The organism is Sphingobacterium sp. PCS056 (assembly GCF_023273895.1).
GTDB lineage: Bacteria > Bacteroidota > Bacteroidia > Sphingobacteriales > Sphingobacteriaceae > Sphingobacterium.
On the sequence record NZ_CP096883.1, the window covers coordinates 1693465 to 1715882 of the forward strand.

18 protein-coding genes are annotated in these 22418 nt (G+C 36.0%); 13 read left to right on the forward strand and 5 right to left on the reverse strand.

The genetic code is table 11. The annotated features are described in order from the left end of the window. The first annotated feature begins 16 nt into the window (after positions 1 to 16). Together truA and MUB18_RS07070 are read left to right on the forward strand one after the other, a co-directional pair. Positions 17 to 778, forward strand: coding sequence for a tRNA pseudouridine(38-40) synthase TruA (gene truA, locus MUB18_RS07065; RefSeq protein WP_248755463.1), 762 nt, complete (start codon positions 17 to 19; stop codon positions 776 to 778). Between the two features lie 5 nt (positions 779 to 783). After that, positions 784 to 2547, forward strand: coding sequence for an ABC transporter ATP-binding protein (locus MUB18_RS07070; protein WP_045753402.1), 1764 nt, complete (start codon positions 784 to 786; stop codon positions 2545 to 2547). Between the two features lie 96 nt (positions 2548 to 2643). On the opposite strand, the gene MUB18_RS07075 is transcribed toward MUB18_RS07070, so the two are convergent. Next, complete coding sequence (locus MUB18_RS07075; protein WP_052627540.1) at positions 2644 to 3183, reverse strand: hypothetical protein; 540 nt, start codon at positions 3181 to 3183, stop codon at positions 2644 to 2646. Between the two features lie 315 nt (positions 3184 to 3498). On the opposite strand from MUB18_RS07075, the gene MUB18_RS07080 reads away from it, so the two are divergent. Both MUB18_RS07080 and MUB18_RS07085 read left to right on the forward strand, forming a co-directional pair. After that, on the forward strand, positions 3499 to 3978 hold the full coding sequence (locus MUB18_RS07080) for a DUF4293 domain-containing protein (RefSeq protein ID WP_045753403.1): 480 nt from the start codon (positions 3499 to 3501) through the stop codon (positions 3976 to 3978). A 152-nt stretch (positions 3979 to 4130) separates the two neighbouring features. Beyond that, positions 4131 to 4598 carry a hypothetical protein gene (locus MUB18_RS07085; protein ID WP_248755464.1) on the forward strand — a complete coding sequence of 156 codons (468 nt, stop codon included), beginning with the start codon at positions 4131 to 4133 and terminating at the stop codon, positions 4596 to 4598. 33 nt (positions 4599 to 4631) lie between these two features. Here the strand turns inward: MUB18_RS07085 and MUB18_RS07090 are convergent, their stop codons facing one another. Further along, positions 4632 to 5171: a tetratricopeptide repeat protein gene (locus tag MUB18_RS07090; protein WP_045753404.1), complete on the reverse strand. Its 540-nt coding sequence runs from the start codon at positions 5169 to 5171 to the stop codon at positions 4632 to 4634. A gap of 112 nt (positions 5172 to 5283) precedes the next feature. Here MUB18_RS07090 and ung point away from each other — a divergent pair, with 112 nt between their 5' ends. Next, the gene (gene ung / locus MUB18_RS07095) at positions 5284 to 5958 is read left to right on the forward strand and encodes a uracil-DNA glycosylase (RefSeq protein WP_248755465.1); all 675 of its coding nucleotides are present in this window, start codon (positions 5284 to 5286) and stop codon (positions 5956 to 5958) included. 5 nt (positions 5959 to 5963) lie between these two features. On the opposite strand, the gene MUB18_RS07100 is transcribed toward ung, so the two are convergent. Together MUB18_RS07100 and MUB18_RS07105 are read right to left on the reverse strand one after the other, a co-directional pair. Further along, positions 5964 to 7043: a DUF6695 family protein gene (locus tag MUB18_RS07100; protein WP_248755466.1), complete on the reverse strand. Its 1080-nt coding sequence runs from the start codon at positions 7041 to 7043 to the stop codon at positions 5964 to 5966. A 460-nt stretch (positions 7044 to 7503) separates the two neighbouring features. Beyond that, entirely contained in the window at positions 7504 to 7974 is a 471-nt protein-coding gene (locus MUB18_RS07105; RefSeq protein ID WP_045753407.1) for an Lrp/AsnC family transcriptional regulator, read from the reverse strand. Positions 7975 to 8315: 341 nt separating this feature from the next. Between MUB18_RS07105 and sufB the strand changes: the two genes are divergently transcribed. The 3 genes from sufB (at position 8316) to sufD (ending at position 11956) form a co-directional block, all read left to right on the forward strand. Continuing rightward, complete coding sequence (gene sufB / locus MUB18_RS07110; RefSeq protein ID WP_045753408.1) at positions 8316 to 9767, forward strand: Fe-S cluster assembly protein SufB; 1452 nt, start codon at positions 8316 to 8318, stop codon at positions 9765 to 9767. Positions 9768 to 9838: 71 nt separating this feature from the next. Beyond that, on the forward strand, positions 9839 to 10597 hold the full coding sequence (gene sufC, locus MUB18_RS07115; protein ID WP_021192429.1) for a Fe-S cluster assembly ATPase SufC: 759 nt from the start codon (positions 9839 to 9841) through the stop codon (positions 10595 to 10597). Positions 10598 to 10654: 57 nt separating this feature from the next. Further along, the gene (sufD, locus tag MUB18_RS07120; protein ID WP_045753409.1) at positions 10655 to 11956 is read left to right on the forward strand and encodes a Fe-S cluster assembly protein SufD; all 1302 of its coding nucleotides are present in this window, start codon (positions 10655 to 10657) and stop codon (positions 11954 to 11956) included. A 59-nt stretch (positions 11957 to 12015) separates the two neighbouring features. Here the strand turns inward: sufD and MUB18_RS07125 are convergent, their stop codons facing one another. Continuing rightward, on the reverse strand, positions 12016 to 12435 hold the full coding sequence (locus tag MUB18_RS07125) for a PH domain-containing protein (RefSeq protein ID WP_045753410.1): 420 nt from the start codon (positions 12433 to 12435) through the stop codon (positions 12016 to 12018). 151 nt (positions 12436 to 12586) lie between these two features. Between MUB18_RS07125 and MUB18_RS07130 the strand changes: the two genes are divergently transcribed. The 5 genes from MUB18_RS07130 (at position 12587) to MUB18_RS07150 (ending at position 22329) form a co-directional block, all read left to right on the forward strand. Beyond that, positions 12587 to 14062 (forward strand): sensor histidine kinase, encoded by a 1476-nt coding sequence (locus tag MUB18_RS07130; RefSeq protein ID WP_248755467.1) that lies wholly within the window; start codon positions 12587 to 12589, stop codon positions 14060 to 14062. 159 nt (positions 14063 to 14221) lie between these two features. Further along, entirely contained in the window at positions 14222 to 16837 is a 2616-nt protein-coding gene (locus tag MUB18_RS07135; protein ID WP_248755468.1) for a zinc-dependent metalloprotease, read from the forward strand. Positions 16838 to 16860: 23 nt separating this feature from the next. After that, positions 16861 to 20202 (forward strand): SusC/RagA family TonB-linked outer membrane protein, encoded by a 3342-nt coding sequence (locus tag MUB18_RS07140; protein WP_248755469.1) that lies wholly within the window; start codon positions 16861 to 16863, stop codon positions 20200 to 20202. An 11-nt stretch (positions 20203 to 20213) separates the two neighbouring features. Next, positions 20214 to 21533: a RagB/SusD family nutrient uptake outer membrane protein gene (locus MUB18_RS07145; RefSeq protein WP_248755470.1), complete on the forward strand. Its 1320-nt coding sequence runs from the start codon at positions 20214 to 20216 to the stop codon at positions 21531 to 21533. Between the two features lie 70 nt (positions 21534 to 21603). Beyond that, positions 21604 to 22329 carry a LytR/AlgR family response regulator transcription factor gene (locus MUB18_RS07150; RefSeq protein WP_094773157.1) on the forward strand — a complete coding sequence of 242 codons (726 nt, stop codon included), beginning with the start codon at positions 21604 to 21606 and terminating at the stop codon, positions 22327 to 22329. The last annotated feature ends 89 nt before the right edge of the window (positions 22330 to 22418 follow it).

A 22418-nucleotide genomic window follows, 5' to 3' on the forward strand; every position in this document is an offset into this window, starting at 1 on the left:
ACCTTTGTCATTGAAAATGAAGAAAAGTAGATTTTTTATCGAGGTAGCTTATTTTGGAAAGAATTACCATGGATGGCAGGTTCAAAACAACGCCGTTTCTGTTCAAGAAAGATTGAATGATGCATTAGCGATTTTATTGCGTGTGCCTACGGAAACGATTGGAGCAGGAAGAACAGATGCAGGTGTTCATGCAAAACAGTTATTCGTTCATTTTGATGCAGATGCGACAGGAATATTGGCCAAGCCAGAGCGTTTTTTATATGCGTTAAATGGACTTTTGCCTCATGATATTTCCGTTAAATCCGTCGTTGCGACTCATGATGATGCACATGCACGTTTTGATGCGATACGTCGTTCTTATGAGTACCATCTTCACTTTGAGAAAGATCCTTTTAAATATGAATACTCTTCATTTCTAAGGGATACTCCCAATGTTGAAAAAATGAACAAAGCTGCGGAATTTTTGTTAGGAAAAAAGGATTTCAGTTGTTTTAGCAAATCGAATACACAAGTCTTTACCAATATATGTACCATATCAAGAGCGCAATGGATCTGGGAGGACGAAGGAAAACTTGTTTTTCATATTACCGCGGATCGATTCTTGCGTAATATGGTACGTGCTATCGTGGGAACCTTGTTGGAGATCGGAATAAAAGGTAAACCAATTTCATTTATGGAAGAAGTCATCGCGAGTCAGAATCGATCAATGGCAGGAACATCAGTTCCAGCTCATGGCTTATATTTGACGGAAGTGGCCTATCCTTACCCTGTAAACTAGAAAAAGTGAGTCAAGAGAAAATAGTAGGAAAAACTTATGACGTAAATTTGTTGCGTCGGATGGTCAAATATATGAAGCCTTATGGCGGGGTGTTTTGGATATCCGTAGTATTGACGATTTTATTGGCAGCTGTCGCTCCAGCATTACCGATGCTGATCCAGTATACACTGGATAAATACATTTTACAATTTAATACAGCAGGATTGAGTTTGATGTTCATCCTGATGATTGTATTGTTAATTGTACAGACACTAGTACGATATTATCATACTTTAATGACCAATACCTTGGGACAATCTGTGATTCGGGATATTCGGATTGAAGTGTTTAATCATATTACAAAACTTCGTTTAAAATATTTTGATCAGACACCTTTAGGGAAATTGATCACACGTACCATTTCGGATTTAGAGACCATATCAAATATTTTTTCTGAAGGCTTGATCCAAATTATTGGCGATTTATTGCAGCTCATCGTTATTCTAGGGGTCATGTTTTATACGGACTGGAAACTAACATTAATTGTATTGGTACCTATGCCGCTTATGGTCGCTGCAACTTATATTTTTAAAGAGGCCATGAAATCTGCTTTTCAAGATGTTCGTAAATGGGTTTCAAATTTGAATACCTTTTTGCAGGAACATATTTCAGGTATGGGTATTATCAAATACTTTGCTCGGGAAGAACAGGAGATGGATAAATTTAAAGAGATCAACGGTCACCATCGCAATGCTCATATCCGTGCAAATTGGTACTTCTCTATATTTTTCCCTGTTTTAGAGATTATCATGGCCATTTCATTAGGTTTGTTGGTCTGGTTTGGAGCTAAGCAGATTTTGGGAGATGTGATCTCTCCAGGAGTTGTGGTTGCATTTATCATGTATATTAATATGATCTTTCGCCCAATCCGAGAATTGATCGATAAATTCAACACCTTACAAATGGGAATGGTGAGTGCTGAACGTATATTTGAAGTATTGGATACCGATGAACATACTCCTAATTCAGGAACATTAGAACCCGATCATATTCGTGGAGAGATCGAATTTAAAAATGTATGGTTTGCTTACAATGATGAAAACTGGGTGTTGAGAGATGTCAGTTTTAAAGTTGCTCCAGGTGAGACACTAGCTTTAGTCGGTGCGACGGGGGCAGGGAAATCATCGACCATTAATATTCTAAGCCGTTTTTACGAAATCAATAAAGGACAGATCTTATTGGATGGTGTTGATATTCGGCAATATGAGTTAAATTTTCTTAGAAAAACGATAGCAACTGTACTTCAGGATGTATTTTTATTTTCAGATTCCATCTTACACAATATAGATCTGCACGATGAGCATATCACGCGAGAATCCATCATTGCAGCTGCTAAACAGGTCGGTGCACACGATTTTATTATGCGTTTGCCGGGCGGATATGACTATCAGGTTCAAGAAAGAGGAGCCACCTTGTCATCAGGTCAAGCCCAGTTGATTTCATTTATTAGAGCATTGGTGCATGATCCACGTATTTTGGTACTCGATGAAGCCACATCTTCTGTTGATACAGAAACCGAAGAGCTCATCCAACATGCTATAGACAATCTAATGGTAGGAAGAACAGCTATAGTGATTGCACATCGACTCTCTACCATTCAAAGGGCAAATAAAATTATCGTATTGGAAAAAGGAGAGATCATGGAGGTGGGAACCCATCATGAACTACTCAATATCGATGGTTACTATAAGAAATTATACGACCTGCAATTCCATTCTGCAGGTATTTAAAGCATTCCTAAGCCCATCTTCAAATGTGAGATGGGCTTAGGAGTATAAATCTTACGAAGAGCGTTTCGAGATCAGCAAACTATTTTATTTAAAAAATTATTGCACAGGTATTGTGGTTTCGATATAGCTGTCTTTAGCGATAGTTTCTTCTGCTGGTATATGGATATTGGCACTAATCTCGGATCCCCTTCCGATCAGTACATTGCTGCCGATAGTACTATTGGCCCCGATATTGACGAAGTCTTCAATAATTGTATTACTTCCAATGACAGCATTGCTGCTGATGATACAGTGATTGCCGATCTGTACATCTGGTGCTATTGATGCTCCTGGTAAGATAATTGTACCTTTGCCCACTTCTGCTCTTTTTGAGATATTAGCTTTGGGATGTAGTAGCGAGCAGTACGCCCAACTGTGATTTTCTAAAACAATGCGTTGACGTAATCCTGAATCATGAACTGCAATGAAAAATTGTTCATCATCGTTATTGACCTCATGACGAAGTTTAACAGGATAATCAAAAACGGATGCTATTAGCAATGATTTATCAATAAGACCTAATATTCTGATATGTAGTTCTTCGGCAGTTTCAACTGCAACTTTAGCGTGTGCTGTAGCGCCATAAATATATAACATAACACAAAAGTAAAAATAAGCAAATCAAAAGTTCAATTTAATTGTTATTATAGGGAGTGCTGACTATTACTGTGTATTTTGTTATTGTAAAATTGGAAGTTTCTTGCCAACTGATCAAAATAGCAGCGAGAAAACGACCGTGGAGGCCGTTTATATGAAGGATTGAAAGAATCATCGCAGATACGTATCAAAGGCTGATAGGTGTTCTTTAAAATAGCTAATAGCGAACAAATTTGCTTTTGATTATACACTAAATATATTGTGTTTACAATCAAATTTATCTAAGTTTGTCATCAATCAATTTAATATATAAAAATGATTCAACGTATTCAAACCATTTATTTACTCGTTGCTGGACTGATTTTGTTTGGCTTATTTTTGTTTCCTTATGTTCATTATAATGACCTTGTAGGTCTCGGAAAAGACGTTAAAGTTACAGGTGTGTATGGTACATCAGCAGGCCTGCCGACACATGAAACTAGTTTTTGGTATATATTGCAAATCATTGCAACAGTGGTCGTGGGGCTATTGCCGATTTATACCATATTCAAATTTAAAAATCGAAAGACTCAAATCAAATTGATCATACTAGATATTGTTTTGATTATTTTGCTTGCGATCTGGTTATATGCAAGTGCTAGTGGTCATTTGGTTACTGTCAATCAATTTTTAGGTGCTGGAACGATCGGTGTAGGTTTCTTTTTATTGCCAATCTCGATTATCTTTCTTTCCCTAGCCCTTGGAGCAATTCGTAGAGACGAGAAGTTAATTAAATCCGCAGATCGATTGCGATAATATAAAATTTAATATCATATAGCAAGCTATGTACATATTACATAGCTTTTTTTCATTTTAAAAAATGAAACCAGCATAAGCATCACGTTCACAAACAGCAGTGAATATGCTTATACGAGCTTTATTACCGTTAAAAAATAAATTATATTCTAATGAAAATAAGTGTAAAATATTTAGTAATCTTTTGTGCATTTTTATTTTTAGGGCAGTTTGCCTTTGCACAGGTTGGTCAAGTTGAAAAAGATCTACTTGTGGTTGATGAAATTCAAATCGATGTTAAAAGTGTGCAAATTGATGCTAAATCGAATACGGCATCGGTTGAATTGTTTTTGACCTCCTATACTAGAAATGGAAGAGAATTAAAGTTAAATACTTTTGGAACGCAACTCGTGGATATGAAAAATAAAACTTATTTATTTGGAACGATTACGTTGGGCAAGATCATGGTAAAACTGGAGGATAAGCAAAATTATATTAATTATTTAATGAAAACGGATGAACCCGTTTTGCTGAAAGTAACGGTTCCAAATTGGGGAAAAGTGAAACCAAAAGAAATAGTTGTAGTTTTTGAAGATAGTGAAGAAGAAGGGCATTATATAGAAACGGCTGTTCAATTGTAATTGAACAGCCGTTTACTGTTAGTTTTGTTAGCCTTATCTGCTATAACGAATTTGTTGACGATCCATCATACCCATTTGATCTTTCATCATTTTAATCTGATCAGCCAACAATTTGTTTTTATCTGCTTTTTTAGCTTCCTGTAAATATTTCTCTGCCTCACGTTTGTTGCGTTTGGCCATAGAGATACCAGCTAAGCTGAGTTTTGCAAGAGCAATATTGTGATCCATATGAAGACCCAATGTCAATGCTTTTTTGAAATACTTCTCAGCTTGCATAGGAGCACGTTGCGATTCGATCAAGCCGATCAACATATTGTAGTAACCATATTGAGCAGGTATTAGCTGTTTCTCATAGTTTGTGATTTTATTTAACCATTTTTCAGCTTTTGGCATATCTTGTTTGCGAAGAAACCATTGAGCCAACAACATATATTCGTGGAAGAATACCGTTACAAATCCAATAATTGTCAGGAATATCCCTAAAATACCCCATCCCCATTGGCCGAACCAAAATAAAGCAACAGTTCCAACCAATAGCAAACTGCTAATAATAATTCTTACAAGATTTGACATATGTCTATATTTAATGTAAATGTATACCAAGTTTAATTTTGCAAATATCCGTTAAATTGTGCGCTAAAGCAACTTGTTTAGTTGTTATTTTGTAAAATTGTATATTTAAAGTATGGGAAAACGTTTTGATCAATCTTGGGAACCTATTTTAGGTCCACTTTTAGATCAGCATTATATGGCTGAACTATCATTTTTTGTACAGCAGGCGAGAAATCAGGGTCGTGTATTTCCACCTCGAGAATTGGTTTTTAATGCATTTAAGCTAACAGGATTTGATTCTTTAAAAGTCGTTATTTTAGGACAAGATCCTTATCATAATGATGGACAAGCACACGGGTTAGCATTTTCTGTTCCGGATGGTATTGCTTTACCACCATCGTTAAAAAACATATTCAAGGAGTTGGAGACTGATATTCCAGGTTTTAAGACGCCGCGATCTGGAGATTTATCGCACTGGGCAAAGCAAGGGGTACTCTTGTTAAACGCAACATTAACAGTCAATGCCCATCAAGCTGGTTCACATCAAAAAAGAGGATGGGAGCACTTTACTGATCAGGTTATAAAAGCTATTTCCGATCAGAAAGATGCTGTTGTGTTTTTATTTTGGGGTGCATATGCACAAAAGAAAGCAAGTTTAATAGATGGGAGTAAGCATTTAATTTTGAGTACCGTACATCCCTCTCCTTTGTCCGTTTATCGTGGTTTTTTTGGTTGTCGGCATTTTTCGCAAGCAAATTATTTCTTGCAAAAACATGGAGAAAAACCAATCGATTGGAAGCTGGTGTAAATATGTTAAGCAGTCATTTCTTCTTCGAGTAGGGATTGTAGCTCTTGAGTGGAAATATGATGTAGGTGATTTACTTTTAACTTTTTGTGGTGAAGTAGAATATGCGTGACCATGAGATGACTATCATAAGTGACTTTTAGGTCTTTAAGACTTTTTATTCTTTCTTCAGTTTCGCCTATAATGGCATATTCGAAAGTGCCTGTGATGGTAAATCGCTGAATGAGTAGTTGGTTGTTTTTAAGCAAAGTGAAGTCAAACCACGCTCCTTCTCCTACACCGCCAAGATATTGAGCATTTTCTGGGATATGGAGGGGCTTGTGTTTGTGTAGCATACTACCAATAGTAATGTCTTCTGGTAATAAGGCAGCCTGACTGCTATATACATTTTCGCTTAATTTCTTAATCAGGAATAGGAGGGATTGGATGCGTGACATCCTGAAATTAAGTAACCCCTGTTGCGGAGTATAACTGTAAATCATTTTATTTTCGGCCGAATTGACCAAATTACTTATTGGACTTGCTTTAATGGTTTCTGGGAAATTGATCGGATGAATCCAAGAAAATTTTTTGGAAGAAGCAAATAGTAAGCGGGTAATGAAGCGCGAACAGTTGTTGTTGCCTTTTGCTACGGCTCCGTAGGGATAAGAACCTTTTTGAACCCAAGAATCAGCAAATTTTTTTGCCTGTTTAAAGTTTAGACTTTTTACAATAGAAAAATACAACTCTCCGCTACCCTGCATAGCAGGCTTCATACTTTCAAAATGCATTGCTATACTTTCTAAATTGGAAATATCCCCATTGTCAAATGTTGCTTTGATCGCAATGTTTAAAAGGGGATCCGAATCTTTAGATCGTGCTCGACCATATCCCCTGGGTGAAATATAACGTCCGAAATCGTAATATAATAATTCACCTGTGTTGGCGGAAATAAGTACAATACCTGTATGTCCAACTTTAAAATTTAGATTTTTTACAATACCAATTTTTTTGAAAAACATCATCCATTTTTCATCCCCTCTTATTGTGGCGTCTGGCCAAGATAAAATAAGGGCAAAATCATGATATGCTGTTGGTTGATCTCTCATAACTGTCTTGTAAAGGTAATAAATATAATGTACAGACCTGACCTTTTCGATTGCGGTGAGTGCCCATCAGATTATGCGTTTAAAAACTGCTACGAGTAATGGTAGGTATTGGCGTCATCCACGGTATCGCAAACGGTCTAGGGGCTACGGCGGATAAGAATGGAGTGAGTTGAATGTAGCTGAGAAGCTGGTGCTAGGCTGCGATACATCATAATATTGCTTTTGTTGCAAAAGCTTCTCTACGTTTTACATGAAGCAAGATGAGAATGGCAATCACATCTTGCTTTTATATTTCTGATTCAGAATCAGTAGGACATTACAAAAAAAATTAAATGTTCTTTATCAAGAGCGTTCATGAACTATTAACTTGTATTTTAATGATAATCAACATTTCCTCCTGGTTATCTTAACCTAAACCAATACCCTATTTAAATAGTAGCAGTTGCTTTTAAAATTAGTTTTAATATTCCAATGGAATAATGGGCTCTTTCTTGCTGGTGGACATAATCATCATCGTCTGAAAAGTCTTCACAAAAGGAATCTTGGCTATTTTCTCCATGATAACTGCTTCATAAGCTTTGATATCTTTGACATATACCTTAAGCATAAAATCACAGCTACCCGTTACGTGGTGACATTCCGTAACCTCAGGAATCATTTTCACGGCTAAAACAAATTCTGGAATAGCATTATGGGTGTGAAAATCCAAAGATATCTGTATAAACGATTTGATTCCTAAACCTAATTTCTCTTCATCAACAAAAGCATGATAACTTTTAATAAATCCTGAATTTTCAAGTTTTCTAACACGTTCTAAAGTCGGAGCTGGAGAAAGGCCAATACTTGATGCTAATTGCAAATTGGTAATGCGTCCGTTCTCTTGCAATAATTTAAGAATTTTTAAATCTGTTTTATCTGGCAAAAATGGCATATTCAACTATTTTTAATGGTGATATTCTGTAAATATACACAATTGTTCCAAATTTAATTTGGTGATGGTTCGTGTTTTTGGTTTTTAATTTTTTATATAGCTTTTGTTTATAGTTTGAATGCTGTATTATAGATTTTCACTATCTTAAATCATTTATTTGTAAAAAAGTGATATACGTTAAGCTTAGAACGCCTAGAAAGTGACTTTTGTCACTTTTTTAATCAAAATGAGGTTCTAAACTGCTAAAAGTAACGTTTTATTGACAGGTAAATCGTAACTTTGTCGTTCAGAAGATTGTGGGTTTTACCCGAGTGCAATTTTTTAAACCGTGAGAGCGAACTATGAGTACTAAAGACGACGATTTACTAAAAGAGCTAGAGCTCGAAGAATATAAATACGGGTTCACGACAGACATCGAAATGGAATTTGCACCGATTGGTCTTACAGAAGACACCGTGCGTTTTATTTCGGCAAAGAAAAATGAACCTGAATGGTTATTGGAGTGGAGATTGAAAGCATTCCGTCATTTTCAGACCTTAAAAATGCCTAAATGGCAAAATTTTGAAACACCTGAAGTTGATTTTCAAGGTATCTCTTATTATGCGGCACCTAAGGTGAAACCGCAATTAAATAGTTTAGACGAAGTAGACCCAGAATTGTTGTCTACGTTTGCTAAATTGGGGATCCCATTGGATGAACAGAAAATCTTAGCAGGTGTGGTTGCTGTAGATGCTGTATTTGATTCGGTCTCTGTGAAAACGACTTTCCGTGAAAAACTAAAAGAGCAAGGTGTCATCTTTTGTTCTTTTGGAGAAGCTGTTCAAGAGCATCCAGAATTGGTGAAAAAATATTTGGGGACAGTTGTTCCTCAAACTGATAATATTTATGCGGCATTAAATTCTGCTGTATTTTCTGATGGGTCATTTGTATATATTCCGAAAGGCGTTCGTTGTCCGATGGAATTGTCTACTTATTTCCGTATCAATGCGCAAAACACCGGTCAATTTGAGCGTACGTTGATCGTAGCTGAAGAAGGAGCATATGTTTCTTATTTGGAGGGTTGTACTGCACCTATGCGTGATGAAAATCAATTGCACGCAGCAGTGGTAGAATTGATCGCTGAAAAAGACGCAGAAATAAAATATTCTACTGTTCAAAACTGGTATCCTGGTGATAAAGATGGTAAAGGTGGTATTTTTAACTTTGTTACAAAACGAGGAATCTGTAAAGGAGACAATAGTAAGATCTCTTGGACACAGGTGGAGACTGGTTCTGCAATTACATGGAAATATCCAGGTGTAATCTTGAAAGGCGATAACTCAGTTGGTGAGTTTTACTCCGTAGCGATGACCCGTAATATGCAAGTCGCTGATACAGGCACCAAGATGATTCACATCGGAAAGAATACAAAATCAAAAATTATTTCTAAAGGTATTTCTGCTGGTAAAAGCCATAATAGCTATAGAGGTTTGGTGAAAATCGGTCCTCATGCAGACAATGCAAGAAACTTTACACAATGTGATTCTTTACTAATTGGAGACCGTTGTGGTGCACATACTTTTCCTTACATCGAAAATCGTAATAATACAGCAACTTTAGAGCACGAAGCAACTACTTCAAAAATTGGAGAAGATCAAGTCTTTTATCTCAATCAACGGGGTATTGATTCTGAAAAAGCTGTAGGACTTATTGTCAATGGTTACGCCAAAGAAGTGTTAAATCAATTGCCAATGGAGTTTGCAGTAGAAGCTCAAAAATTATTAGCAATCTCATTAGAAGGTTCAGTAGGATAGATATAAAAATATAGTTGCGTAATAAGAGCTAGCTAATAGCACTTGAGGCAATACACAATACTAATAAAGAAATGTTAAGTATAAAAAATTTACACGCGTCTGTAGACGGCAAACAAATTTTAAAAGGTTTAAATCTTGAAGTAAAAGCAGGTGAGATTCATGCCATCATGGGTCCAAATGGCGCTGGTAAAAGTACTTTAGGAAATGTTTTAGCTGGTCGTGATGCGTACGAAGTAACTGAAGGTGAAGCTTTATTGGACAATGTTGATCTATTGGATTTATCTCCTGAGGATCGTGCTCGTGAAGGTCTATTCTTAGCTTTCCAATATCCAATCGAAATACCAGGGGTATCAAACATTAACTTCTTAAAGACAGCGGTTAACGATATTCGTGCATATAAAGGTTTGCCTCCTATGGAAGCAAAGGAGTTCTTAAAAACGGTTAAAGAAAAACAACAATTGGTTGAATTCTCTGCTAACTTAGCGAATCGTTCATTAAATGAAGGATTTTCTGGTGGTGAGAAAAAACGTAATGAAATTTTTCAATTGGCGATGTTAAATCCTAAATTATCTATCTTGGACGAGACAGATTCAGGATTGGATATTGATGCTTTACGTATCGTAGCTAACGGTGTGAATCAATTGCGTTCTAAAGATAATGCTTTTGTAGTGATCACACACTATCAACGTCTTTTAGATTATATCGTGCCTGATGTTGTGCACGTATTATACAACGGACGCATTGTGAAATCTGGTCCTAAAGAACTTGCTTTAGAATTAGAAGAAAAAGGTTACGATTGGTTAAAAGAATTAGACGCACAAAACGCATAATCACCCTAAATCTTGTGAAAGAATAGAGTTTTTTAAGCGATTTGATTAAAATATAAAATGAATACATTAGTTTCAGAATCATTACTTCAACAAGTGTTGAACAGTTTTCAAGAGCAAGTGGCAGAGCCTGCTTTTTTGTCGACGATACGTCAGCAAGCTTTTGATCGCTTTTCGGCAGTTGGCTTTCCTACTGTGAAAGATGAAGAATGGAAATATACCAATATTCATAAACTTATCGATCAATCATATGTATTGAATTCGGATGTGGATATTGAAGGATTAGATTTTAGTGCTGGCGAAATTCCAAACTTGGATGCCCACCGCATCGTATTAGTTAACGGTCAATACATGCTTTCATTTTCTTCGTTGGAAGAGGAAAATGGTCTTATCGTAAAAACTATGGAAGATGCTGTGGAGGAACCTGCTTTTAAAGCTCATTTTGCGCAGCATGCTGATAAAGCCAATAACCCTTTCGTAGCATTAAATACTGCCGGTTATACAAATGGTGTTTTTATTGCACTAGCAAAAAATACAATTTTATCAAAACCAATTCATATTATCCATGTTGCGACAGGCCGTGAAGATTTCTTCTCGCAAACACGTAATCTGATTGTTGTAGATGCCAATGCTGAGTTAGAGATTATTGAGTCCTATATGACAGTGGATGGTGCTGCTAAAAACATTCAAAATAAAGTTTCGGAAATCGTGATCAAGGAGAATGCGAAAATGCAGCACTATTATTTGCAAATCGCAGAAGCGGTCAGTCATTATTTCAATCATACCGAAGTATATCAAGAGAAGTATAGCCTTTATAATAATTATAACTGTAACTTCCCTGGCGCATCTTTTATTAGAAATAATATCAATATACGTCTTGATGCCGAAAATGTAGAGAGTCACTTATATGGTATCAATTTGACAGATGATAAACAGTTGGTGGATAACCATACGGAAGTCGATCATATGAAACCGCATTGTGAATCTTACGAATGGTACAAAAACATTACGCAAGGCGAGTCAACAGCTGTTTTTAACGGTAAAATTTTTGTGCGTGAAGATGCTCAAAAAACCAACGCATTCCAGCAAAATAATAATTTGTTGATTTCAGATCAATCAGCAGTTTATACAAAACCGCAGTTGGAAATTTTCGCTGACGATGTTAAGTGTTCACATGGTTGTACCATAGGACAGTTTGACAATGATGCCTTGTTCTATTTAAGAGCGAGAGGCATAGGAGAACAAGCAGCACGTATTTTATTAGTACATGCATTTGCATTTGATGTAACTAGTCGTTTTTCAAATGATGTTGTTCGTCAATATGTAGAAGAATTAGTTGAAGAAAGTTTAACAAGCAAATAGGTCACTCCCTATTGCTCTATCTATAAAAAAGCGTTTGAACTCTAATTCAAACGCTTTTACTATGAAATAATTTCAATTGCTGGATTTACTTTTAAAATTTCCTGGAGAAAAGTATCCTCGGAATTTGGATTGATAAAGACATCATCATATATATTAAAGTGTACCACCAGCCCCTTTTGATATGGATTAAAAAATGGGTACAGTCCTCTAGTTTGATTTCGTTCAATTTTTCGGATTGAAGGAATTGAAATTGTCTTCTTTTCTAAAAAATGATTCAACTTCAAGGATTTGTCAACAATACTATATTTTGGAAATATAAAAATGATGTACCAGATGGAACCAAGAAATACGGTTGATAACAGTGCACTTAGATAAATTCCATTATTAATACTTCCATAATATTTAAAAATAAGGATAGTTAAGATAATCAGTAACCAAATGTAGGTTCCTCCATTGATTTTTGGTCTATAATTTTTCATAATGAAGTATTTTTGTGGTATTCAATACTTTAAGTTAGTGTTTTTTCTGCTATTTCCATATAAATTTTTCAATATATAGTAATTCATAGGTCATTTGATCTTTTAAATTGGTGAATAGTTGTTTTAATTTTTGATTTTGAATAAATACGTTATGGCTTCAATTTCTTTTACACGCAATAGAATACGCATCTTAGGTCTGGCACTCGTTTTTGTAGTGTCCATATATATCATCATGTTTCGTGTGATAGATCAACGTTTGGAGCGATTGAATAAACGTATTTTAAAGGAGGTATCATTAGAAAAATCAGAGCTTGTTCAAAAAGAATTTGACGATTTTGATCGCATTTTTCACTTAATGGGACTTGCTGCAGATGAAGGTCAGCAAGAGTTTATGAATAAACTCATTGAACAAGACAGCGTTAAACAATTTCTTGTTGCTTATTCCTACTGGAAGTCTGAATCGGGAGTTTATTCAGAAAAATTAACATGGTACAACGATAAAAGTGTTATAGATTCCATTTTTATTCAGACGAAATTATTTGAAGATATCACATCAGCAACCTTTATTCAAGGTAAAAATGGCATGTATTTGCGGATTCATATTAAAACGAATAAAGGTGTTCTACAATTGATTTTAGATCTCTATAAATTCAATACTTATATAGCAAATCAAAACATAGGAATGCGGGCTTATTTTGAACTATATGATGATCATGGGATATGTATTATGCATCCTGATCTAACCCATATCGGGAAAAAAAGAAAAGAAGTTATAATGAGCTATCCAATTAGAGATAGTGTGATCCTCTCGGATCATCTAGGATTAGAGGTGTTGCTGGAAGAATATAAATTAAATGGTATATTTTCAGATAGTAAATTTTTTGTAAACGTCGTTTTGCTTATGACAGCAGATGAAGTTCGCGATATCGGCAATACAGCATTTCTCTTGGGAGCCTTAGGTATTGCTACAATGCTACTTTTTATGTTTTTAATTGATTTGCAAAACAGAAAAGCAAAGCAATTGATGTTAAGGAATTTGGAGTACCAGAAAGAAGATGCTTTGCTGCGATTTGAAAATTTAAAAAGAAAAGTCGATCCTCATTTTTTATTCAATGCATTGGGTTCTTTGCAGCAATTAATAGGTAAAGACCCAATCCAAGCAAAGGCTTTTGTGGGCAAAATGGCGAAGGTATACCGTAAGTTCTTAAGTCGTGATGAAACTGGGTTGACAACAATAAAAGAAGAAATCGTACTAGGAGAAGAATATTTTTTTCTACAAAAGATTCGCTTTGCAGACACCTTAAATCCTTTAGAAATCAATATTTCGACAGAATCGATGGCTTTATATATTCCCCGTTTTAGTTTGCAAATCCTGATCGAAAATGCGATTAAGCATAATGAACTCAATAAGGAAAAACCGCTGTCGATCTCCATTATTGAAACCCACGGCCAGCTTGTTGTGCGAAACACGGTGTTGTTAAAAAATCCAGATGTGGATTCAGCGGGCTATGGAACGCAAATGATCGCACATGTGTATGATTTTTATCATGTCCAAGGTTTTGAAATACAGTATACTGAGGCATATTTTATAGTTTACCTCCCCTTTATTCATATTGATAGTCAATAAAGTTAAAATAATAATTTTATAGCGCTAGACTATTCTTCTAGTATTACTGCGGATTCACTCCTAAAATTAACGCCTTCACTCGGATTCGCTTTTTGGAACGATAATATATTGGCATCTTCACCACCCTATATCTATGAGTCCTATATTAATTTAATACAAATGAATAATCTGCCTTTCAAAAGAAATTCAGCATTAGCAAGCTTAAGTTTCTTTTCCATTTTTATCCTCAATTCTTGTCAGCTGCTCAGTCCATTAGGCTTAGGTAAAAAGAAAGATGTTGTCGCTGATTCCACAAAAAAGGATTCGACTTTGGTATATGATAAGTTTTTAAAAAATGCCAAAATTGATAGCGGAATTTTTAATGTGATTAATAAAGAGAAAGATTTCTTTTTTGAGATACCTGTAGAAAAACTAGATCAAGATTTTTTATTGATCAATAAAATCTCTTCAGTGCCATTAGCATTGAACGAAGCCGGTTTAAACAAAGGCATGAATTATGAGAATAAAGTAATACGTTTCTCCCTAAAGAAAGCGCGTAAAGAAATTTGGGCAAGTGAGATCAAACCTCAGGTAGAAGTTCCCAAAGAAGATGCGATAGCGCGTTCTGTAGCCGACAATTTTACACCTTCTTTTATTGAGTCATTTAAAATCGAAGGGTATAATAAGGATTCTTCTTCGGTCATCATCAAAGTCAATAAAGTATTCGATGGTACAGAAAAAAGTTTTAATGATGTATTTACCAATATTGGTTTAGGCACATCACCAAAGACTGCTTTATCTATTATTGATCAAATGAAATCATTTGATAACAATGTCGTAATTCGTTCGATCTTATCTACACGAGTAACAGAAGGGAATGAATCGATTCCCATTAGTTTGACGATAACAAGTAATATATTAGAATTACCCAAAGATGCGATGAAACCCCGGTTCTCGGATCCAAGGGTCGGTTATTTTACTACTCCGCGCTGGTACTTTTCAGATAAACAGCAGGAATTAGAGAAAAGAGAACTCGTAACGCGTTGGCGTCTAGAACCGCGCGAAGAAGATGTACAACGTTATTTAGCCGGTGAACTGGTTGTTCCAAAGAAACCCATCGTTTTCTATATCGATCCAGCTACTCCACAACAATGGCGTCAGCAAATTATCGAAGGGGTACATGATTGGCAAAAAGCTTTCGAAGAAGCTGGATTTAAAGATGCAATCATCGCAAAAGAAGTTCCCAAAGGAATGGATTTCGATATGGATGATGCAAACACCTCAGCGATCACGTATGCAGCATCTCCACAGGCTAATGCCATGGGACCCTCAGTTGTAGATCCTCGCACTGGTGAAATTCTAGAAGCAGACGTCATTTGGTGGCACAACGTAATGACAGCATTGAACTCATGGATGCGCGTACAGACTGGTATTATTGACCCAACAGTTCGTGGTAATATATTTTCGGACGAAAAAATGGCGCATGCTATTCGTTTTGTGTCTTCTCATGAGATTGGTCACACCTTAGGGCTGAAACATAATATGGGTTCTTCTTTTGGATTTCCTGTAGACTCTTTGCGTTCGGCATCTTTTACACAAAAGATGGGTGGTACAGCAACATCCATTATGGATTATGCTCGTTTTAATTATGTTGCACAGCCTGAAGATCAAGTGCAAGCCATCACACCAGTGATCGGGTTGTATGATAAATATGCGATTGCATGGGCTTATCGTTGGTATCCAAATAAAACAGCTTGGGAAGAACTACCATTGTTGAAAAAAGAAATCGAAGCCAAGCAAGACAATCCTTACTATTGGTATGGAGAACAGCAAGACCCTAAAAATACAATTGACCCAAGATCACAATCTGAGGATTTGGGCGATAATGCGATGCTTGCCGGAACCTATGGTTTGAAAAATTTGAAACGCATCATGCCTCAAATTATTAATTGGACAACGACTTCTGGTCAAGATTATTACAAAGCCGGTAAATTGTATATGGCAGTGATCGGTCAGTGGTATACTTATGCCGATCATGTATCTAATAATATTGGAGGTATCTACTTAAATAATCCTGTTTTGGGAGATGGCAAAGATGCTTATGCAGCAGTACCACGTCAGACACAAATAGAAGCATTAGCTTATTTGAAACAACATGTCTTCACGCTGCCAGAATGGTTGTTCCGTAAGGAATTGATGACAAAAACTTTCCCATTAAAAGATAGTCCAGTAGGATCATTTGAATATGCGCCCTATACATTAAAAAGAGAGTTTCAATACAGTTTGTTGTATAATTTGCTTCAAGACCAACGCTTACTGCGTATGACAGAGATGGAATTATTATTTGGACGTAGCCAAGCTTGGAGTGTAGAAGAATTTTTGAAAGCACTGCGTCAAGATATTTTTGCAAAAACGATAGCAAAGCAAAACTTAGATATCGATGCACGTATGTTGCAGCAAAATTATATCGATATTTTATTGATTACCAATAATAAAAGTATGGATAAGTTAAACACAAAGAAATTATCTTTTGTGGACCAATTTATGCAAACAGCCAAGCCAACTTTTTGTCCGATACACGGCACAACACATGCGGCTACTGATGAATCTCATTTACGTAATGTACATGTTTCGGGTATGAGTAGAACCGCTGAAATGTTGACCGTAAAACGTGCTGAACTCATTCAGATCCAAAAGTTGTTGAAAGCGGCACAATCATCAGGCGATTTTACCACACAAGCACATTATCAAGACCTATTAATGCGAATTAGTAGTACTTTAAATATGAATAAATAACTAAATCTATATATCAAAAACAAATGAACAAATTCTTACTCTTTATTGCGTTTTCTTGTTTCCATCTACTGACTTTTGCCCAAGAGACAGTCACCTTAAAAGGAAAGGTGTTGGATAGCAAGACGCAAGCTCCAATTTCAGGAGCAACTGTATTTATTGAAAGTACAGCAGTAGGGGAATCTACTGGGGTATCTGGCCAAATACAACAATCGGCTTTGGGTGCGGTAACAGATCAAACAGGTAACTTTACGTTAAATGTTCCTACAGATGTAAAGTATTTTACAGTTTCTTTTGTGGGTTATCAGAATAGACAAATCCAGGTTGCCAAAGTATTTAATACGATTTATTTGGAGTCTCTTGAAAATGCCTTACAAGAGGTTATCGTGACTGGATATAATCCAATTGCAAAGAAAAAAAATACTACTGCTTATACTAAACTTAAAGTCGATGATATCAAGCAAACTGGTGTGTCGAGTATTGATCAATTATTAGAAGGTCAGGTAGCTGGGTTACAATTGACCAACTTAACTGGAGGACCAAATTCAGCTCCGCAGATCCGTATTCGCGGTACTGTATCTATCAATGGTACGCAGGATCCACTTTGGGTAATCGATGGTTTGCCCATTGAAGGAACAGCTCTGCCAAACTCCTTTGATAAGGATAACTTAAATAGTTTACAAAATTTACCTATCGCGGGTATCAATCCTGATGATATTGCCGATATCACGGTATTAAAAGATGCAGCGGCAACATCCATCTATGGTGCTAGAGCAGCCAATGGTGTCATCGTCATTACAACAAAAAAAGGTAAGCGTGGTCCTACCCAAGTTGCAGTTTCTGCCAATAGTTTTGTAACTCAAAAACCAGATTTTGATCGCTTGAACTTAATGAATTCGTCGCAGAAAGTTGATTTCGAGTTGGCTATGGCTCAACGTAATGATTTAGATTACAGAGCCGGTAAAGGTGCTATTGCACGTTTATTGAATCAGTCAAATGAGTTGGATCTCTTCCGTCAGAGTGGCTTATCGGCTTTATCTAATAATACGCAAGCTGCTATTCAAAACTTAAGGAATCAAAATCAAAACTGGGGGGATGAATTGTTCCGTGCAGCACTAAACCAACAATATTCAGCATCCATCTCTGGAGGGTCTGATAATCATGATTTCTACCTATCTGGTGGTTTTTATGATGAACAAGCTGCAACAAGGGGAGTAGGGATGCGCCGTTACTCATTGACATTAAATAATAACTTTACCATTAGTAATAAGTTAAAGGCCGGAATTAATTTATTAGGTTCAACAACTGGAAGAAATAACTTTATTCAAGACGCTGATGCGTTTACGAATCCTGTAAATTATATCCGTTCGGTTAACCCATATCTCTCCAAAAGAGATGCACAGGGTAAATTTGTTTATGACCCCGATATTGATGGATATGAAAATGCATATATCCCGTTTAATTCTATTGAGGAACGTCAAAATACAAGCTATAACTTAGATAATAAAGCTTTAAAAGCAATTGCTAACTTATCTTATCAAGTATTGCCTTCCTTATTGTTACGTACTGAATTTGGTCTGCAGTTTGATGAGAACCGTTCAGAGAGATTTGCGGACAAGGAGTCTTACAATACGAGAAAATTAAGAGAGGGTACACGTTACTATGACTCTGTCGCGAAAAAGAATAAGTACTTCTTGCCTGATGGCGGAACCATTCAAAATGATAATCGGAGCATCTTTCAATATAACTGGAAATCCTTTGCACAATATAACCTAACCTTAAATGATAAACACGATTTTGAATTTATGGGTGGTACAGAATTACGTCGATCAAAATCTGTTGGAATTGCTACTAAAGGCTTTGGTTATAACCCAAAAACCTTGACGACTCAAAGTATTCTTTTTCCAAATGCAACGAATATAGATAATCCATTATATCGCCAATATGCCAAAGTAATTGGGGAGACATCTTACGCATCTTTCTATGCGAATGCTTCCTATACCTATAATCAAAAATATAATGTGTACGGAAGTATTCGTTACGATGGTTCAAATATGTTCGGTGTAGATCCCAAATATAGATTTTTACCGATTTGGTCAATCTCTGGTTCATGGAATGCCAGTGAGGAAGATTTTATCAAAGAGCAAACTTGGATTTCGAATTTAAAAGTTAGAGGTTCTTACGGTATTCAAGGAAATATTGATCGGAATACCTATCCTTTCATCATTGGTAATTACAGTACAGGAACAGTATTACCAGGGAATACAGAAGAAACGATTGTGGTTACTACACCGGCAAACGATAAATTGCGTTGGGAGAAAACAAAATCATGGAACCTAGGCGTAGATTTAGCGGTCTTAAAAAATAGACTACAGTTTACAGTAGATTATTACAACCGCAAATCTACAGATCTAATTGGTACAAGTAGTTTACCTTTGGAAAATGGTTTCGAGAATGTACAACGTAACTGGGCTTCAGTAAATAATGATGGTATTGAATTCATGATCAGTAGCCGTAATATTGTACGAGAACATTTTACTTGGTCTACCGATTTTAATATTGCACATAACCGTAGTAAATTGACTCGTGTTATCAGTAACCCGAAGGCTTATTCAGTAGATGTACGTGAAGGAGACCCAATTAATTCTTTATATGTATTAGAAACCGCTGGCTTAGACAAAGACGGTCTACCTCAGTTCTATAATGATAAGAGAGAGGTTGTTTCTTATGAAGACTTTTATGGTTTATATGATGGATGGGCAGATTTTCTACCGGGCTATAATGTGTCAACAAGCCTAACAGAAAAGACATATCAGGAGAAATTTAAATACCAAGGTTCATTGGATCCTAAATTTATTGGAGGTATGACCAATAGATTTCGTTTAGGAGCCTTTGATTTAGCAGTTTCTGCAGTATTTAATGTGGATAAATGGATGCGTCGTACACCAACTTATAATCCATCTATGGTGGATCGTGGGTTTAATTATACTACAGATGTTTTAACAGCGGTACAGGGTGGGGCAGCTGGTATTCCAAAAATTGGCTCTTCAAATTCAGAATTAAATGATCGTTGGATGGCTTATAGCTGGATGATGGACAATGATCCAGTCGGATCGTATAAGAACTTAGATATCTGGTCAAAAAAGATGAGTTATGTGCGCATCAATAGTATTCGTTTAGGGTATACCTTGCCTAAATCTATTGCTAGTAAAGTACAGGCATCAAACATTCGCTTTAATGTCGAAGGACGTAACTTATTGGTATTTGGATCAAGTTATAAAGGTTACTTCGATCCAGAGACTTATGGAAATAGCTACGCGCAACCCATCTCTAAGTCTATTTCCTTTGGTTTAAATGCATCATTTTAATTAAGCTAAATATGAAAAAGAATTTATTATTTATCGGATTACTTGCAGCAGTTTTATTGACCTCTTCTTGTAATAAGTATTTAGATATACAACCCGTAGGAACGGTTATTCCTAAAACAGAATCAGATTTTAGAGCCTTAATGGTTTCGGCATATATCAGTTATCCAGCGCATAAATCGCGACTGAATTTGCGTACAGATGAATTAATTTTGGATGAATATTCAGTAGATATTGGAGAAATAAAAGATTTATATCTTTGGAATGATCAGAATCCAGATGTGAAAACCTTTCCTATGGCTTGGGAGACCATCTATAAGTCAATTTTTTATGCAAACTATGTGATTGCTGAAGGAAAGAATGTGGCTGGAGACTCTGATGAGATGCAACAAATTCGTGCGGAAGCCTATTTAATTCGTGCTTATTCGCATTTCGAATTGTTAAATACCTATTCGGAAAACTTTAATCCGGCTAGTGCAGCAACAGATCGTGGCATACCTATTTCTTTACGTGTTGATTTGGAACAATTGTTTAAACCAGCTTCGGTAGAAGAGGTATATGCACAGGTATTAGCGGATATGAAAGAGGCTGAAGCTTTGTTGCATGTAAGCGATAATGCAAACAATGTAAAATATAGATTTTCCAAAAGAGCATATTATGCTTTTGAAGCTCGTGTACGTTTGTATAGAGGAGAATGGTCCTTAGCAGTGGAAGCCGCAAATAAAGCTTTGTCAATAAATGCTGATCTGGAAAATTTGAATCTGCCGACTTCAAAAATTCCGACAGATTTCGAATCAAAAGAAATGATCCAGGCTTGGGAAAGAGTAGGAGACTCGAAAGTGAGTCGTTCAACTTTTATTAATCCTCAGTTTATGGCAAGTTATTCAAAAGGGGACTTGCGTTTAACTCGTTTCTTCCAAAAATCAGGTCATGATTATGTTTCTGCAAAAGGAACAGATACACGATATAATTCTACGTTTAGAAATGCAGAATTGTATTTGATTAAAGCCGAAAGCGAAGCGCAGTTGGGTAAAAAGGATCAGGCAATAGCTTCGTTATCTACTTTATTGAAAAATAGATTAATCCCAGAGACATACTCAGAAGCAATACAGAGATTGGCAACTTTATCCAATGACGCTTTAAAGGCAGAGATTATTGCCGAAAGAGGACGTGAATTGACTTTAGAAGGTTTACGCTGGTATGATTTAAAACGGAGTACTAGACCCGCGATTGAACACCATTATTTGGATCAAGTTTATCAGTTGCAAAAAAATGACCCCCGTTATGTGATTCGTTATCCAAAAGAATCAATTTCGAATAATCCAGATTTATAAAATTAACGCATTTTTATAAAATTCAATCCTCATTCTGAAAAGAATGGGGATTTTTTTATAAATTCAGCACATGTTTAAAAAGATATTAATCGTAGAGGATGAAAATTGGGCTTCGGAAAGTTTATTGGAGAAATTGAGCCAATTGATTTCCTCAAAGTTTGAATCTACGGTTAAAACGACAGTGCGCGAAGCTGCTGATTGGTTGCTTAAAAATGAGGTCGATCTCATTTTTATGGATGTTCAGCTTGGTGATGGACTCAGCTTTGAGATCTTTGATCAAGTAAAAATCAACGTACCTGTTATCTTTACAACCGCTTTTGAAGATTATGCATTAAAAGCATTTCAACATCAAGGCTATGCCTATCTATTGAAACCTTATGATGAAGACGAGTTACAAGAAGCTCTGAATAAAATTACACCCTTTTTTGCTCAAGAAACCGATGAGGTAAAGTACAAAAGTCGTTTTTTGGTACGCTATGGAATAAGGCTAAAATCTATCCCAACAGTTGATATTGCTTACTTTATGGCTGAAGATAAACTGCTTTATGGATATACCAAAGATGGCGATCAGTTTATTGTGGAAGATACTATTACAGGACTTGGATCAAGGCTAGATCCAGAGTTCTTTTTTCAGATCAATCGCAAATTTATCATACATATTGATTCCATTTCGGATATGTTAAAAGTAGGACGAAACCGTATTCGCCTGCAACTGCAACCAGCTCTGCCGGTAGGAGTTGAAGTCATAGTCAGTGAAGATAAATCATCCGATTTTCAAATGTGGTTGGATCGCTAAATTTTTTCTATTTTTGTGCCATTATGAAAGTCGCTTTATATACAACATTTTATTTCTAATCTGAGGACAATTTCGTTCATTAGGTTTTT

Bases quoted from the DNA above. Each gene is read 5' to 3' on its own strand.
- truA (WP_248755463.1), top strand. From the start codon at position 17: ATGAAGAAAAGTAGATTTTTTATCGAGGTAGCTTATTTTGGAAAGAAT.
- MUB18_RS07075 (WP_052627540.1), bottom strand. From the start codon at position 3,183: ATGTTATATATTTATGGCGCTACAGCACACGCTAAAGTTGCAGTTGAA.
- MUB18_RS07080 (WP_045753403.1), top strand. From the start codon at position 3,499: ATGATTCAACGTATTCAAACCATTTATTTACTCGTTGCTGGACTGATT.
- MUB18_RS07085 (WP_248755464.1), top strand. From the start codon at position 4,131: ATGAAAATAAGTGTAAAATATTTAGTAATCTTTTGTGCATTTTTATTT.
- MUB18_RS07090 (WP_045753404.1), bottom strand. From the start codon at position 5,171: ATGTCAAATCTTGTAAGAATTATTATTAGCAGTTTGCTATTGGTTGGA.
- ung (WP_248755465.1), top strand. From the start codon at position 5,284: ATGGGAAAACGTTTTGATCAATCTTGGGAACCTATTTTAGGTCCACTT.
- MUB18_RS07100 (WP_248755466.1), bottom strand. From the start codon at position 7,043: ATGAGAGATCAACCAACAGCATATCATGATTTTGCCCTTATTTTATCT.
- MUB18_RS07105 (WP_045753407.1), bottom strand. From the start codon at position 7,974: ATGCCATTTTTGCCAGATAAAACAGATTTAAAAATTCTTAAATTATTG.
- sufB (WP_045753408.1), top strand. From the start codon at position 8,316: ATGAGTACTAAAGACGACGATTTACTAAAAGAGCTAGAGCTCGAAGAA.
- sufC (WP_021192429.1), top strand. From the start codon at position 9,839: ATGTTAAGTATAAAAAATTTACACGCGTCTGTAGACGGCAAACAAATT.
- sufD (WP_045753409.1), top strand. From the start codon at position 10,655: ATGAATACATTAGTTTCAGAATCATTACTTCAACAAGTGTTGAACAGT.
- MUB18_RS07125 (WP_045753410.1), bottom strand. From the start codon at position 12,435: ATGAAAAATTATAGACCAAAAATCAATGGAGGAACCTACATTTGGTTA.
- MUB18_RS07130 (WP_248755467.1), top strand. From the start codon at position 12,587: ATGGCTTCAATTTCTTTTACACGCAATAGAATACGCATCTTAGGTCTG.
- MUB18_RS07135 (WP_248755468.1), top strand. From the start codon at position 14,222: ATGAATAATCTGCCTTTCAAAAGAAATTCAGCATTAGCAAGCTTAAGT.
- MUB18_RS07140 (WP_248755469.1), top strand. From the start codon at position 16,861: ATGAACAAATTCTTACTCTTTATTGCGTTTTCTTGTTTCCATCTACTG.
- MUB18_RS07145 (WP_248755470.1), top strand. From the start codon at position 20,214: ATGAAAAAGAATTTATTATTTATCGGATTACTTGCAGCAGTTTTATTG.
- MUB18_RS07150 (WP_094773157.1), top strand. From the start codon at position 21,604: ATGTTTAAAAAGATATTAATCGTAGAGGATGAAAATTGGGCTTCGGAA.